The sequence below is a fragment of the Vibrio sp. Hal054 genome (assembly GCF_037162405.1).
GTDB classification, from domain to species: Bacteria; Pseudomonadota; Gammaproteobacteria; order Enterobacterales; family Vibrionaceae; genus Vibrio; species Vibrio diazotrophicus.
Genome location: NZ_JARLUT010000001.1, coordinates 2,373,321 through 2,388,190 on the forward strand (window position 1 = coordinate 2,373,321; position 14,870 = coordinate 2,388,190).

A 14,870-nucleotide genomic window follows, 5' to 3' on the forward strand; every position below is an offset into this window, starting at 1 on the left:
GTCAACAGGAGCGAAAGAGACAACTTATTCATCCTCTCAAAAACGCTTAAAGAACCGAATCCCTTTGAGCCTCGCGCCAAAGGGAATTTTTGTGCTATCATACCGCGCTTTTTCGTTTCCTAAGGGATCCTAGCTTTGAGTCAACCTATTAAATTACTTGTCGGTCTGGCGAATCCTGGCCCGGAATATTCTAGAACTCGACACAATGCCGGTGCATGGGTCGTAGAAGAACTGGCTCGTATTCACAATATTACGTTGAAAAATGAGCCGAAATACTTCGGTCTGACTGGCCGTATTGTGGTCAATGGCGAAGATTTACGTTTGCTGATCCCAACCACTTTTATGAATTTATCCGGTAAAGCCGTTGCAGCTCTTGCAAAGTTCTACCAAATTCAACCTGAAGAGATCATGGTGGCACACGATGAACTTGATCTCCCTCCGGGTGTTGCTAAGTTCAAAAAAGGCGGTGGCCATGGTGGTCACAATGGCTTAAAAGACACCATCAGCAAACTGGGCAACAACAAAGAATTTTACCGTCTGCGGATTGGCATTGGTCATCCGGGACATAAAGATAAAGTCGCAGGCTATGTGTTAGGCAAAGCCCCTGCTAAAGAGCAGGAGCAATTAGATGCAACCGTCGATGAATCGGTTCGTTGCCTCGATATCTTGTTAAAAGATGGTCTAACGAAAGCGCAAAATCGCTTACACACGTTCAAAGCTGAATAAGGTTACAGACATGGGTTTTAAATGTGGCATTGTTGGTCTACCAAACGTTGGTAAATCAACACTTTTCAATGCTCTTACAAAAGCAGGTATCGAAGCGGCTAACTTCCCGTTTTGTACCATCGAACCAAACACTGGTGTTGTACCGGTTCCAGATCTTCGTCTAGATGCACTAGCGAAAATCGTAAATCCTGAGCGTATTCTTCCAACAACAATGGAATTTGTGGATATCGCAGGTCTGGTTGCGGGTGCTTCTCGTGGTGAAGGTCTAGGTAACAAGTTCCTAGCTAACATCCGTGAAACTGATGCGATCGGTCACGTTGTTCGTTGTTTCGAGAACGAAAACATCGTACACGTTGCAGGCAAAGTTTCGCCGATTGAAGACATCGAAGTGATCAACTTAGAGTTGGCAATGGCTGACCTTGATTCTTGTGAACGTGCTATTCAACGTAACGCGAAGAAAGCAAAAGGCGGCGACAAAGACGCTAAGTTAGAACTAGTAGCACTTGAAAAATTACTGCCTGTTTTAACTGAAGGTGGCTCAGCTCGTACAGTTGACTTAACTAAAGAAGAACTGGCTGCAATTGGCTACCTAAACTTCTTAACCTTAAAGCCAACCATGTATATTGCTAACGTTGCAGAAGATGGTTTTGAAGATAACCCGTACTTGGATCTCGTACGTGAATTTGCAGCAAAAGAGAATAACGTTGTTGTTCCTGTATGTGCCGCTATTGAATCAGAGCTTTCTGAATTAGAAGATGACGAACGCGAAGAGTTCCTAGCAGACATGGGGATCGAAGAACCAGGTCTAAACCGTGTGATTCGTGCGGGTTACGAACTACTAGAACTGCACACTTACTTCACTGCAGGTGTTAAAGAAGTTCGCGCTTGGACGATTCCAATTGGTGCAACAGCTCCGAAAGCAGCTGGCAAAATTCACACTGACTTTGAAAAAGGTTTCATTCGCGCTGAAGTTGTCGGTTATGACGATTTTATCCAATTTAACGGTGAAAGCGGTGCGAAAGAAGCAGGTAAATGGCGACTAGAAGGCAAAGATTACATCGTTAAAGATGGCGATGTTGTTCACTTCCGTTTCAACGTTTAATCTGCATCAGACAGAATCGAATAAAAGCCAACCGCTCGGTTGGCTTTTTTGTTTTTCTCGACATTTTCAAATAAAAAACATGAATTTTTGCCGCTATGCAAAAGTAATAAATCTGTTGTTTTGTTAGCACTTTTTGATCACAAACACGCCTCTTTGTTTAAAAAAAGTCGAACGATGCGTTTCAGGCGATTTATTCAAAAAAACTGTTGACGCTCAGAAAGCAGATCCGCATAATGCGCACCGTTCTCAGCAATAAGGCAACTTAGTTCTGAGAGTAAAAAATAGTAATGGCTACGTAGCTCAGCTGGTTAGAGCACATCACTCATAATGATGGGGTCACAGGTTCGAATCCCGTCGTAGCCACCATTTCCTAAGTACTTTTTGAAACAGCAATGTTGAAAGTCTTTAGGAAATAATGCGGAAATGGCGAAATTGGTAGACGCACCAGATTTAGGTTCTGGCGCCGCAAGGTGTGAGAGTTCAAGTCTCTCTTTCCGCACCATTATTTAAGATGAGCAATCATCTCTGCAGGTCTATCGCCAAGCGGTAAGGCAGCGGCTTTTGATGCCGCCATTCCCTGGTTCGAATCCAGGTAGACCTGCCACTATTTAAAAGATAAATGGTTAGCAAGGCATTTGATGCCACTGTCTATTCCCCTGCTTCGGCTCTAGGTAGACCTACCATTTATTATTAATAACTACTCAGTTATTAATTGAGTTTCAGTATTTGAAAATTTATTGGAACTCGTAGCGAGTTTGTATTATATTGTCTCGCTCAAAAATGATGGCTACGTAGCTCAGCTGGTTAGAGCACATCACTCATAATGATGGGGTCACAGGTTCGAATCCCGTCGTAGCCACCACTTATTCTAAGTTGTTTGCTTATCTCTTAGTTAGATTGCAAATGACTTTAGATACCGAGATGCGGAAGTGGCGAAATTGGTAGACGCACCAGATTTAGGTTCTGGCGCCGCAAGGTGTGAGAGTTCAAGTCTCTCCTTCCGCACCATATTATCTCGATATCTTAAAAGTTTTGCGGAAATGGCGAAATTGGTAGACGCACCAGATTTAGGTTCTGGCGCCGCAAGGTGTGAGAGTTCAAGTCTCTCTTTCCGCACCATTATTTAGATGAGCAATCATCTCTGCAGGTCTATCGCCAAGCGGTAAGGCAGCGGCTTTTGATGCCGCCATTCCCTGGTTCGAATCCAGGTAGACCTGCCATTACAATTAAGATAGTGGTTAGTAAGGCTTTGATGCCCCGTCTATTCTCCCTGTTTCGACTTCGAGGTAGACCGGCCATTATTTAAAGTGTTTTGTTTAAATAACAGATCACAACAACGATTAATTGAAGACCAATATTCAGTTAATCTACAGATTAAGTTGCGGAAGTGGCGAAATTGGTAGACGCACCAGATTTAGGTTCTGGCGCCGCAAGGTGTGAGAGTTCAAGTCTCTCCTTCCGCACCATTATTTATTGTTGGCTACGTAGCTCAGCTGGTTAGAGCACATCACTCATAATGATGGGGTCACAGGTTCGAATCCCGTCGTAGCCACCATTTCCTAAGTACTTTTGAAACAGCAATGTTGAAAGTCTTTAGGAAATAATGCGGAAATGGCGAAATTGGTAGACGCACCAGATTTAGGTTCTGGCGCCGCAAGGTGTGAGAGTTCAAGTCTCTCTTTCCGCACCATTATTTAAGATGAGCAATCATCTCTGCAGGTCTATCGCCAAGCGGTAAGGCAGCGGCTTTTGATGCCGCCATTCCCTGGTTCGAATCCAGGTAGACCTGCCATTATTTAAAGTGCTTTGTTTTAAATGACAGATCACTACAACGATTAATTGAAGACCAATATTCAGTTAATCTACAGATTAAGTTGCGGAAGTGGCGAAATTGGTAGACGCACCAGATTTAGGTTCTGGCGCCGCAAGGTGTGAGAGTTCAAGTCTCTCCTTCCGCACCATTATTCAGATGAGCAATCATCTCTGCAGGTCTATCGCCAAGCGGTAAGGCAGCGGCTTTTGATGCCGCCATCCCCTGGTTCGAATCCAGGTAGACCTGCCACTACAATTAAGATAGTGGTTAGAAAGCATTTTTGATGCCCCGTCTATTCTCCCTGATTCGGGTTCAAGGTAGACCTGCCATTATTTAAGATAGTGATTAGTCACTATTTGGAATAGCTGGTTTTAGACGAGTTATTACAACAATTAGTTGAACGCCTAATTCAATTAATTTACAGATTAAGATGCGGAAATGGCGAAATTGGTAGACGCACCAGATTTAGGTTCTGGCGCCGCAAGGTGTGAGAGTTCAAGTCTCTCTTTCCGCACCATTATTTAGATGAGCAATCATCTCTGTAGGTCTATCGCCAAGCGGTAAGGCAGCGGCTTTTGATGCCGCCATTCCCTGGTTCGAATCCAGGTAGACCTGCCATTATTACAACGATTAATTGAAGACCAATATTCAGTTAATCTACAGATTAAGTTGCGGAAGTGGCGAAATTGGTAGACGCACCAGATTTAGGTTCTGGCGCCGCAAGGTGTGAGAGTTCAAGTCTCTCCTTCCGCACCATCATAATAGAACCCAGCTTAGGCTGGGTTTTGTTTTATCTGTCATCTGTGTAACAACATCTCTCTGCTTATCTCTTCATTTCAAATCACCACGCCTTTAGAAAAGCTTGAATCAATTACCTTGAAGACGGTTGATCTTCCTTTAGATCTTCTTATCTCTGCGAATATTCCTTCATGAAGGCGGTGACTGTAATAATGAAGCTTTGCTAGGTATAAAAAAATCCAGCCGAAGCTGGATTCTTTATTAACACTAATGTACTCGAAATTAGCCAAGTAGAGCTAAAGCAGAGTTTGGTGCTTGTTTTGCCTGTGCCAATACCGTGCTTGAAGCTTGAGAAAGTATTTGCGACTTAGTTAATGACGTTGTTTCTTTCGCAAAGTCAGTGTCTTTGATTCGGCTCTTAGAAGCATTCACGTTTTCGTTAATGTTTTCCAAATTACTGATTGCATGGTTAAAGCGATTCTGGAATGCACCCAACTCAGCTCGATGGCTATCAACAAACTTCAGTGCCGCATCAACAATTGCTACTGATTGCTGAGCACCACCAACGCTTGTCACATCGATATCTTTAACAGTGACGTCTTTACCTTCAGCAAAGCCCAATTCACCAGCAAGGCTGCCACCAAACGTCGCTTGGCCTTCTACTTTGTCTGCCGCGGTAAACAGCTGTAGTTTACCGTCTTCATCGACAGAAGCTTTCACCATGTCTGTTTGACCATTAATGTAAGTGGCTAACTCTTCAATATCATCGCCTGTTTTGGCATTGATAGAGATGGTTTTCTCACCTTCATATTTGTCATTAAGAGTAATCGTCAGATCATTGCTTCCAGACTTAACAGCCCAGTCTTTACCTTGACCATTTTCTGCTTTGTAGCTAACGCCACCCATTTTCTGGTTGTCACTGCGCATATTGTTCAGTGAAAGCATCACTGCTTCACCGCTATCTGCGCCAATCTGGAATGACTTAGTATCAAAGGTACCATTGAGGAGCTTACCACCGGCAAATGATGTGGTTTCCGCGATACGGTTAAGTTCATCATTCATTGACGAAATTTCTTCCTGAATCGCTACACGCTCAGACTTAGAGTTCGAGCCGTTCGCTGCTTGCAATGATAAATCACGAACACGTTGTAGAATGTTCGTTGTTTCATTCATCGCACCTTCAGCCGTTTGAGCAATAGAAATACCATCGTTCGCATTACGCACAGCAACATCAAAGCCTCGGCTTTGCACATTCAGACGGTTTGAGATCTGTAGACCTGCTGCGTCATCTTTTGCACTGTTGATCTTTGAACCTGATGACAAACGTTCCATAGACGTTTGCTGAGCAGATGTCGCACTGTTCAAATATCGCTGTGCTGTCATTGCTGACACATTAGTATTTACGTTCACTGACATAGTTGTCTCTCCTAGATTTTTCTGCGAAGCGGAACTTCGAATGCGGCTTCCGACGTCTCGAAAACCAAAATGTTCTCTCAAAGTTATCTCTGTTAGCGGCCTACAAGAGAATACCTTTAGAAAAATTAAGGATTTACCGGAAATATGCGACACAAACAGCAAAGAACTGCCAACTCTGTAGGATGCAGACTAGATAAACGTAAGGGTTAACTTAAAAAGATCGGATATGGGGGAAAGGAAAATGACAAATTACAGGCAAAAGAAAAGCCCCTTTTCCTTTGAGAGAACTGGGGCTGTTTGTGGTAGCCAAGCCATGTGGAGATCAAGAGAAATGAACACATTTAGGCATACCGGGGCGTATGAATATTATCCGGTGGCAGACAGGGTGTAGATTGAGAGAGCCTGCCACTTTCTAATAAACATACTTTGCCAAAGGGTCTTCAATACATGTCTACGTCTAGACTTATTAATGAAGAGTCCTAAAACTACTGCAATAGTGTAATTGCAGAGTTTGGCAACTGTTTCGCTTGAGCGAGAATTGAGGTACCCGCTTGTTGCAGAATTTGAGATTTAGTAAGTTGCGTTGTTTCCTTCGCAAAATCTGTATCTTTGATGCGGCTCTTAGACGCTTCAACGTTTTCTTGGATGTTTGCCAAGTTACTAATACTGTGGCTTAAACGGTTTTGTTTCGCACCCAAGTCAGCACGTTGTGAATCAACGTATTTCAAAGCCGCATCGATAATACCAACAGCGTTTTGAGAACCGCCTACTGTTGTTACATCAATATCTTGCACCGTTGTGTATCTGCCACTTTCAGTGCTCAAACCAAGTTCACCAGCCAGACTACCGCCAATGTTGAAGTCCTGTGCCATATCCGGTTCAGCAATGAAAATTTGTAGCTTGCCATCTTCGTCTACTGACGCTTTGAACACGTCTGTTTGACCATTAATGTATGTTGCAAGCTCTTCGATATCGTCACCGACTTTAGCTTGAACGCTTACCGTCTTCGGCTCACCATCTTTACCAGTAAACTCGAAAGTCAGTTCATTTGCGTTGACAGGTACGCCCCAGTCTTTTGTTTTGCCCTGCTCTGAAACGTACGCCATACCACCCATACGAGGTTCATCAGCACGGATACTGGTTAGGCCCATGATGATTGCTTCACCAGAGCTAGAACCGATCTGGAATGATGCTTCACCAAATGAACCGTTAAGCAGTTTACGTCCACCGAATGATGTGGTTTCTGCGATACGGTTTAATTCGTCTTGCAGCGCTGACACCTCTTCGTTAAGCGCTGTACGCTCAGATAAAGAGTTGGTACCGTTTGCTGATTGCAAAGATAGGTCACGCATACGTTGTAGGATGCTGGTTGACTCATTCATTGCACCTTCTGCAGTCTGTGCAATCGAAATACCATCGTTGGCATTGCGCATTGCTACATCTAGACCACGAGACTGAGCAGTCAAACGGTTAGAAATTTGTAGGCCCGCTGCATCGTCTTTCGCACTGTTGATGCGGTTACCAGACGACAAGCGCTCCATAGATGTGTTTAGCTCACCAGTCGCTTTGTTTAGATAACGCTGCGCAGTCATTGCCGACACGTTGGTATTTACATTAATGGTCATAGTTTGCTCTCCTATCGAGTCCGCAAGTATTTTGCGAAGCGGTCAGCTTTACTCTTTGGAAGCACTGACCGTAAATAACTTGCTAAATCTGCAACATGTGCCGATTTAAAAAATTGTTTAATTAACACTAGTATTGATAATTCAATATGTGTGCCAACTTTAAAATTCAGTGAGATTATTTTTAAAGACACTAAATTTCAATAAGTTACTGACATCATCTATCCAATATCATTGGAAAACCTAGAGAGTCATAGCCAGCGGCAATAATTAATTGCCGCATACTTGCCGCTTTACTATTGATTAACTCGTAATCAATAAACGAAGTGGCAATCGTTCCTTTATTAATCACATTTCACTTTGCTCATATGGCATTGCACATATGGCATTCAAGTTAGATGTAATTAAATAGGGTTAAATCTTTGGTTTTGCCGAACGCTTGCTGAGAAGCTTGCAGTGCTCGGGAATTTTCGTTGAATTCAATCACGGCTTCTGCGTAGTCCAAGTCTTCAAACTGACTTTTTGACTTCGCTAAGCTGATTTTGAAATCTTCGTGTTGCTCTTCTTGAATATCTAAAGTGCTCAAACTGGCACCGATATTTGTGTGCGATTTATTCAAGTGAATAAAGGCTTTATGTAGTTCCTCTGTCACTTGATGTAACTTCGCAGTCGAAGAAGCATCCGCGACTGAGCGGGATGAATACTCAATCGCATCTTTAAAACTGTCGAAAATACTGAAGGTTTTACGCGGCTCGATGGTGATAGAGTCACCTTTGGTGATCTGCCCTTTAATCGCGATCGTTAACCCTTCAAACTGGATACCCGTTTTGCCGTCAAATTCGTCGGCCTGCACAATGCTGCCGTTACGTTCAAGTTGATAACCAAACTTGCCGTTATCCATATCAACGAATGTCACCGTGTAGTTCGAGTTATCATCAACATTGCTGTTGGTTGCACGCTCAAGCAATAACTCAGAACCTTCTTGCAAAGCGTAATTCGGTTCGTAATCACCAAACGGGTTCTCAATCTCCATAAAGATTTTGCTACCCGGAGTGTTAAACGGAATTTCCAAGCTATTAGAAATCTTCATTTTTCGCTGATAGTCATCACCGGAATAAGTGACGTTACCAGCGTTGTCGCGGAAGAAAGGCTGATTCTTTGGTTTGGTACCGGCAAAAATATAGTTGCCCATCTCATCCTGAACATTCGCAAGGTTAATGAAGTTATTGGAAATCTCTTGGATCTGACGAGCTATAGCGCCGCGGTCTTCAGGTGAAAGAGAACCGTTGATCATTTCCATGACATTCCGCTTGGCTTTATCAGCAAACTCTTCCGCATTACTAACAATAACTTCCTGATGCTCAAGACGGTTTCGAACCAAAGTAATGGCATCCAAATATTGACGTAACTGCTCTTCTTGCTGAGTCACGTTCTGAATGTAATGTGTCGCGAGCGGGTTATCCGCAGCCGACAATAGCTTCTTACCAGACGCTAGCTGCGCTTGGTTATGGTGAACTTTCGATTCCTGACGACGCATGTCGTTTTGCACAGATTGATAGTTATGGAAGCTAGAAATTCGAGTTAACATTTAATCTCCCTCCTATCTCAACTGCAGAATAGTGTTAAACGTATCGTTAGACGCTTGGATGATACGAGACGAAGCCATATAGGCTTGTTGAAACTTCATCATGTTTGCCGCTTCTTCATCCAGGTTTACCCCAGATACAGAAGCAATACGTTCTTGTGCTGACTGCTTTTCTAAACGAGAAACGTCCGTAAGACGTGAAGCAGTCGACAGCTTCAAACCAAAATCTGTATTGAGGTTGTGGTACAGATCGATGATGGTCGAGTTGTTATCGTTCATCTCTTTATTGGTTTGAACATTGATCATTTTACGTAAGTTACCGTTGTCACCTTCTGAAGCGACAAGGTTTGCCGTAAATTTGTCATCCGGCAATGCACCGCCGGAGAGTTCGAAAATAGTTCCCTGAACTTCAACAGGACCTGAAGGCGGATACTCTTGCGGTTCCAAAAGGATGTTGCCTTTTGTATCGGTAACGGCAAACTGATCACCCAAAGGAGAGATCACCACTTCAAACTCACGAACAGCACCTGCTTCAAGAATTTTGAATTTCGCTTTACCTTGGGCAAGCGTGGTCGATGCTTCATAACTTTGAGCGGCAATTTTTGCCGGATCGTTGGTGATAAGCTTAATCTCTTTGGCACCATTACGAGTTGGGCGCAATATTACGCGCTCGCCCGTTTGTGGGTCATTGTTGATTTGAATTCGCATGCCATCGATAAAAATATTGCCGCGAGATTCCTCTGCAATCACCTGTTCACCGCTAGGACGCGTGATCACATAGTCACTGCCATTATAAGAGAGCGAGTACTCTCCACCAGTGAGCTGGCTGATATCATCAATGTAAACGGCGACGTCTGCTTTCGAATCGGCGGGGGTAACAACACGCTCACGTGCGGCAACATCTGAGTTCACATCAGTAAAAATGTTATGGCCAACATCGCCACGCAGATCCAAACCTTGCCATTGCAACTTATTCACTTCATAAGAGAAGGATGTCGCTAAGCGGCCGATTTCATCCATAACGTAAGGGATGTGATCGTCACGCATATCCATCAACGCGCCAATTTTGCCGCCGATGTCTTTTGCCGTAATCGGTTTAATCCCATTACCTTCAACCATTGCAAGACGACGTTGTTTAACATCTGGATAGCCGTCCATCATTTTCAATTGGCTTGCTTCAGTGCCTGAAACCAAGGTATGACCATTGCCGATATGGATGTTAAATCCTTCCGCATTTTTACGAGGCGTAACGGTAACGTTGGTGTACTCAGAAAGCTCAGCCACCAGCTTTTCATGCTGATCCATTAAATCATTGTGAGGACCTGGCACCTTCATCATCAAACGCTGTAAATCACGGATTTCAACTGCGATCTGGTTAATACGTTCGACACCAACATCAAGACCTTTGTTGGTCACATCGTACTGTCGGCGCACTGTTTCATGGAAATCGTTAAGGTTTTGAGAAATCAAATTAGCTTTCTCAAGTACCACTTTACGAGCACCCACGTCATTCGGTGAATCCGCGAGTGATTTCACCGCATCAAACCACTCGTTAAGATTCTCAGGAATTTTTTTAGACGCAACGGAAGAGAGCAATTTGGATAACATATCGAGGTTCTGCTCAGTATCGCTCTTAAATGCGTATTCAGAAGTGGCAATGTTCAGCTCTTTAACGGCAAACTGATCCCATGAGCGGCGAACATTGTCCACATGTACGCCCATACCATAGGTTTGTCCGCCGTATTGGCGAGGCATGTTGGTCCCTTGGATCACAGACTGACGGCTGTAACCCTCTGTATTAACATTAGAAATGTTATGACCTGTTGTATTGAGTTGTCTCTGAGCGGTTAATACGCTTTGCGTACCCACATTCAGAAGATCAGACGCCATACTGCCCCCAAAAACTATAAAAACATCAGTGTTCACTGACTATCTACAGGGTATAAAGCAACATGTATGCCACTTTTATTTATTGGAGATAAGCCGAGGAAATATAAAGAAGAAATAGGAAATGAGGTAAAGAAGAAAGACAAAAAAAGCCGGAGTCATTTCTCCGGCCTTCACAATTTAAAGTTCGCCCATCTGGTCGATTTGAGATTTCACTCGTAGCACTTTGTCTGCGTATTCTGGGTCAGTTGCGTATCCCGCTTTATGAATACCTCGAATGAACTCTTCGTTGCTACCTTGATGATTCAGTGCCGTAGTGTAACGAGGGTTCTTTTCTAAGAAACGAACATAATCGTTAAAGCTGTCTTGGAAAGAGCTATACGAACGGAATGCCGCTTTTTCCATAACAGGCGTATTGTGGTGATACTCCAAGGTTTGAGTTGCCACTTTATTTCCTTGCCAACTGCGATCCGCTTTAATGTTGAATAAATTGTTGCTGCTGCCACGGGCATTTTTAACCACTTTCTGCCCCCAACCTGTTTCTAATGCAGCTTGGGCAATCAGTAGAGAGGCGTCAATGCCCAACGCTTTTGCCGCTTTATCAGCATAAGGCTTAAGCGATGAAACAAACGAACGTGGTGATTCAAAGTTTGCCGCCTGTTGAGCCGCAGCCGTGCTAGCAGCGGTGCTATTAACCATCGATAGCTCACTGTCATCACTCATTTCAGCTCGATTTGCCGCTGCTTCACGAGAGCGTTCAACACGGCGCATCGCTTCTTGGAAGCCATCTTCACCGCCTGCTTGCGGTTTTTCTGCCGCAGAAAGCTGAGCAACAATCATATCCGCCAACCCAAGAGAACCTGATGAGCTCAGTTCACTGGTCATCTGCTCATCGAGCATCTGGCGATAGAAATCTTCATTTTGGCTGTTAAACAGTTCCGATTTGAAGCCAGAGTTGGCATCACGCATCGACTTCAGCATCATGTTGGTAAAGATCGATTCAAACTGACGAGCTGCCGCAGTTAACGCTTCTTTTTCTGAGTTTTCATCACCACCCACAGCCTGCTTACGCAGTTTATCTAGGCTGGCAATATCGTGAATAAAACCAATATCGTTAGAGTTATTAATCATCTTAATCTCCTTAGATAATGATCAACTGGCCTTCAATAGCACCTGCTTGCTTAAGAGCTTGCAGGATTGCCATTAAGTCTGAAGGCGCTGCGCCGACTTCGTTTACTGCACGAACCAGTTCATCTAAAGTCACACCCGGCTCAAGTTTAAACATCTTGCCCTGCTTCTCTTCTACTTCGATAGTCGAATTAGGAACAACCACAGTTTGACCACCAGAGAAAGCATTCGGCTGGCTAACATTGAGGTTCTCTTTAATTGCCACTGTCATACCACCATGAGTCACTGCCGCAGGTTTTAGGCGAACGTGCTGACCGACAACGATAGTGCCTGTACGGGAGTTAACAATGATTTTTGCCGAACCGTCTGCTGGGTTAAATTCTAAGTTCTCAATCGCGGAAAGAAATGCCACTCGCTGGCTTACATCACGAGGCGCACGAACGCGTACAGATGCAGCGTCAATTGCAGATGCCATTTGTGGACCAAGGAAGTTGTTCACTGCATCAGCCATGCGCTGAGCGGTAGTAAAATCCGACTCCAGCAAGTTGAAGGTAATAAAGTCGCCGCGTCCAAATGGTGTTGGAACTTCACGCTCGACAATCGCACCACCAGAAATCATACCCACCGCTGGGTTATTACCCACTACTTTTGAACCGTCTGCGCCAGAGGCGCTAAAACCACTAACGACTAAGTTACCTTGCGCCACAGCATAGACCTGACCGTCCAAACCTTTTAAGAAAGTTTGCATCAATGTACCGCCACGCAGGCTTTTCGCTGAGCCGATTGAAGAAACAGTAATATCGACCGTTTGACCTTGCTTAGAGAATGCTGGCAAATCAGCCGTCACAATTACAGCGGCAACGTTTTTGGTTTTTGGCTTAGTGCCAGGTGGCAATTGAATGCCGAAGCTTTGCAGCATGGCGTTGAAGCTTTGATCTGTGAAAGGCGTTGATTCACCCGTACCCGGCAAACCAGTAACCAAACCGTAGCCCACCAATTGGTTACTACGCACACCTGCTACTTGAGCAACATCTTTGATGCGAGCAGCGTTGGCGCTTGCTGTCACTAGCATCATCAATAACAAAGTGAGTTTTTTCATTGTGGGTTACCGTTAACGTTAGGTCTGCCGACCTGAGTTCAAAAAAACAAATGAGGCCAATTAGGCCTCATCGATATCAACTTAATTCTGTCAATTCTTCGACTGTAGAGCTTAATCTACAGAGACACATTAAAAAATCGTGCCAAGAATCCAGGTTCTTGCATATCTTGGTTCGTTCCGGTACCAGAATATTGAATTCGAGCATTAGAAATACGAGTTGAAGCAATGGTGTTATCAAAATCAATATCGTCTGGACGAATAGTGCCGCTTAAACGAATGTACTCATCACCAGTATTAAAGGTTAGCCATTTTTCACCACGAATCACGAGGTTACCGTTCGCCAGTACTTCAATAACTTCGACCGTAATCGAACCCGAAAGACTATTGCTCTGGTTAGCTTCTGCACTTCCGCTGAATTTATTGTCATTCTTTAACGCATAAGAGAAGTTGTAATCACCCACGGTTAAGTTTTGTCCACCGACGGCAAGAGGATCCATCGATGCATCATTCGATTTTGACAAATCAGCATCAGCACTTTTTGCCGCTTTGGTTTTTTCATCCAAGGTCACTGTAATGATGTCACCAATAATGCGAGGTTTTGAATCATCATAAAGGCTACTTGAGTTAGCTAAGTTAAATAGTGAACCCGTCTCTGCCGCGTAATGTTCCGGCTTAGCTTTCGGGTGAATCGGTGCCCATGCAGGATCGCCAGCAACAGGATCATTACGTTTACGTAGTGTATCAACCAGCCCTGAATCACTTTCAGCAGACTTGTCACCTTCAACTGCATCTACGACCGTAGTTCCAGCAGTCACATCCGAAGTTTCGATCTCTTCTGGCAGTAATCCGCAACCAGAAACCGTCAAAACAAAAATTAGGCTAAGTAAACGTTTCATCATCACTATCTCTCAATCACTCTATATAAACCAAAGTCACTGCTATTGGGTTATAGCTGCTGGTTCGCATAGCTCATCATCTTGTCTACTGCCGAGATAACTTTCGAGTTCATCTCATAGACACGTTGAGCTTCAATCATATTCACCAGCTCTTCAGTTACGTTAACGTTTGAGCTTTCCAGTGTTGACTGACGAATGCTGCCTAGGCCATCTAGACCCGGCACACCTTCTTGTGGGTCACCACTTGCCCCTGTCGGCAAGTAAAGGTTCTGACCAATCGGCTCTAAACCACCTGGGTTAATGAAATCTACCGTGGTGATCTGCCCTAAAACTTGGTTGTCTTGCTGACCACGAATTCGAGCCGACACTTCACCGTCATTACCGATAGTGATTGATATAGCATCTTCAGGAACCACAATTTCAGGGTCCAAAGCGTAGCCCGCACCTGACGTCACAATCACACCTTCATCGTTGAGAGTGAACTGACCATTTCGTGAATAACCGATATTGCCATCCGGCATCAGGATTTGGAAAAAACCATCCCCTTCGATCATCATATCGAGGCTGTTGGTTGTCGTTTGTGCGTTACCGTTAGTGTGTACTTTTTGAGTAGCCACCACTTTAGAACCCGCACCTAACATCAAACCACTTGGCAATTCAGTATTCTGAGATGACTGACCACCAGGCTGGTTAATATTTTGATAGAACAAATCTTCAAAGACCGCACGACTCTTCTTGTAACCAATGGTTGATGCGTTCGCTAAGTTGTTCGAGATCGTCGCAATATTGGTTTGCTGCGCGTCGAGGCCTGTTTTACTTACCCATAATGCCGGCTGCATACTAATTTCCTTTCAATTG

General features: G+C 44.1%; 10 protein-coding genes and 16 tRNA genes. 18 read left to right on the forward strand and 8 right to left on the reverse strand.

All coding sequences use genetic code 11. The features are described from left to right. Positions 1-135: 135 nt before the first annotated feature. The 18 genes from pth (at position 136) to P4S58_RS11025 (ending at position 4,397) form a co-directional block, all read left to right on the forward strand. Positions 136-726 (forward strand): aminoacyl-tRNA hydrolase, encoded by a 591-nt coding sequence (gene pth, locus P4S58_RS10940; protein WP_042484131.1) that lies wholly within the window; start codon positions 136-138, stop codon positions 724-726. 10 nt (positions 727-736) lie between these two features. Beyond that, complete coding sequence (gene ychF / locus P4S58_RS10945) at positions 737-1,828, forward strand: redox-regulated ATPase YchF (protein WP_042484134.1); 1,092 nt, start codon at positions 737-739, stop codon at positions 1,826-1,828. A gap of 289 nt (positions 1,829-2,117) precedes the next feature. Beyond that, positions 2,118-2,194 (forward strand) — tRNA-Met (locus P4S58_RS10950). 51 nt (positions 2,195-2,245) lie between these two features. Beyond that, positions 2,246-2,330, forward strand: a tRNA-Leu gene (locus P4S58_RS10955). Between the two features lie 27 nt (positions 2,331-2,357). Further along, positions 2,358-2,432: transfer RNA gene (locus P4S58_RS10960), tRNA-Gln, on the forward strand. 181 nt (positions 2,433-2,613) lie between these two features. Next, positions 2,614-2,690 (forward strand) — tRNA-Met (locus tag P4S58_RS10965). Between the two features lie 61 nt (positions 2,691-2,751). Next, positions 2,752-2,836: transfer RNA gene (locus tag P4S58_RS10970), tRNA-Leu, on the forward strand. Between the two features lie 26 nt (positions 2,837-2,862). Then, positions 2,863-2,947, forward strand: a tRNA-Leu gene (locus tag P4S58_RS10975). 26 nt (positions 2,948-2,973) lie between these two features. Further along, positions 2,974-3,048 (forward strand) — tRNA-Gln (locus tag P4S58_RS10980). A gap of 161 nt (positions 3,049-3,209) precedes the next feature. After that, a tRNA-Leu gene (locus P4S58_RS10985) sits at positions 3,210-3,294 on the forward strand. 12 nt (positions 3,295-3,306) lie between these two features. Continuing rightward, positions 3,307-3,383 (forward strand) — tRNA-Met (locus P4S58_RS10990). Positions 3,384-3,433: 50 nt separating this feature from the next. Then, positions 3,434-3,518 (forward strand) — tRNA-Leu (locus P4S58_RS10995). Between the two features lie 27 nt (positions 3,519-3,545). After that, positions 3,546-3,620: transfer RNA gene (locus P4S58_RS11000), tRNA-Gln, on the forward strand. A gap of 84 nt (positions 3,621-3,704) precedes the next feature. Beyond that, positions 3,705-3,789: transfer RNA gene (locus tag P4S58_RS11005), tRNA-Leu, on the forward strand. 26 nt (positions 3,790-3,815) lie between these two features. Then, a tRNA-Gln gene (locus P4S58_RS11010) sits at positions 3,816-3,890 on the forward strand. Between the two features lie 183 nt (positions 3,891-4,073). Beyond that, positions 4,074-4,158: transfer RNA gene (locus P4S58_RS11015), tRNA-Leu, on the forward strand. 26 nt (positions 4,159-4,184) lie between these two features. Then, a tRNA-Gln gene (locus P4S58_RS11020) sits at positions 4,185-4,259 on the forward strand. A 53-nt stretch (positions 4,260-4,312) separates the two neighbouring features. Next, positions 4,313-4,397 (forward strand) — tRNA-Leu (locus P4S58_RS11025). 264 nt (positions 4,398-4,661) lie between these two features. Here the strand turns inward: P4S58_RS11025 and P4S58_RS11030 are convergent. The 8 genes from P4S58_RS11030 to flgG form a co-directional block, all read right to left on the reverse strand. Further along, the gene (locus P4S58_RS11030; RefSeq protein ID WP_102954305.1) at positions 4,662-5,795 is read right to left on the reverse strand and encodes a flagellin; all 1,134 of its coding nucleotides are present in this window, start codon (positions 5,793-5,795) and stop codon (positions 4,662-4,664) included. 485 nt (positions 5,796-6,280) lie between these two features. Continuing rightward, on the reverse strand, positions 6,281-7,420 hold the full coding sequence (locus P4S58_RS11035) for a flagellin (protein WP_042479976.1): 1,140 nt from the start codon (positions 7,418-7,420) through the stop codon (positions 6,281-6,283). A gap of 391 nt (positions 7,421-7,811) precedes the next feature. Next, positions 7,812-9,005, reverse strand: a complete 1,194-nt coding sequence (gene flgL, locus P4S58_RS11040) for a flagellar hook-associated protein FlgL (RefSeq protein WP_042479977.1) — start codon at positions 9,003-9,005, stop codon at positions 7,812-7,814. A gap of 12 nt (positions 9,006-9,017) precedes the next feature. Next, the gene (flgK, locus tag P4S58_RS11045) at positions 9,018-10,892 is read right to left on the reverse strand and encodes a flagellar hook-associated protein FlgK (protein WP_042479980.1); all 1,875 of its coding nucleotides are present in this window, start codon (positions 10,890-10,892) and stop codon (positions 9,018-9,020) included. Positions 10,893-11,069: 177 nt separating this feature from the next. After that, entirely contained in the window at positions 11,070-12,020 is a 951-nt protein-coding gene (gene flgJ / locus P4S58_RS11050) for a flagellar assembly peptidoglycan hydrolase FlgJ (RefSeq protein ID WP_337163980.1), read from the reverse strand. Positions 12,021-12,030: 10 nt separating this feature from the next. Continuing rightward, on the reverse strand, positions 12,031-13,116 hold the full coding sequence (locus P4S58_RS11055) for a flagellar basal body P-ring protein FlgI (RefSeq protein ID WP_102954309.1): 1,086 nt from the start codon (positions 13,114-13,116) through the stop codon (positions 12,031-12,033). Positions 13,117-13,232: 116 nt separating this feature from the next. After that, the gene (gene flgH / locus P4S58_RS11060; RefSeq protein ID WP_102954377.1) at positions 13,233-14,012 is read right to left on the reverse strand and encodes a flagellar basal body L-ring protein FlgH; all 780 of its coding nucleotides are present in this window, start codon (positions 14,010-14,012) and stop codon (positions 13,233-13,235) included. A 50-nt stretch (positions 14,013-14,062) separates the two neighbouring features. Continuing rightward, positions 14,063-14,851 carry a flagellar basal-body rod protein FlgG gene (gene flgG / locus P4S58_RS11065; protein WP_042479988.1) on the reverse strand — a complete coding sequence of 263 codons (789 nt, stop codon included), beginning with the start codon at positions 14,849-14,851 and terminating at the stop codon, positions 14,063-14,065. Between the last annotated feature and the right edge of the window lie 19 nt (positions 14,852-14,870).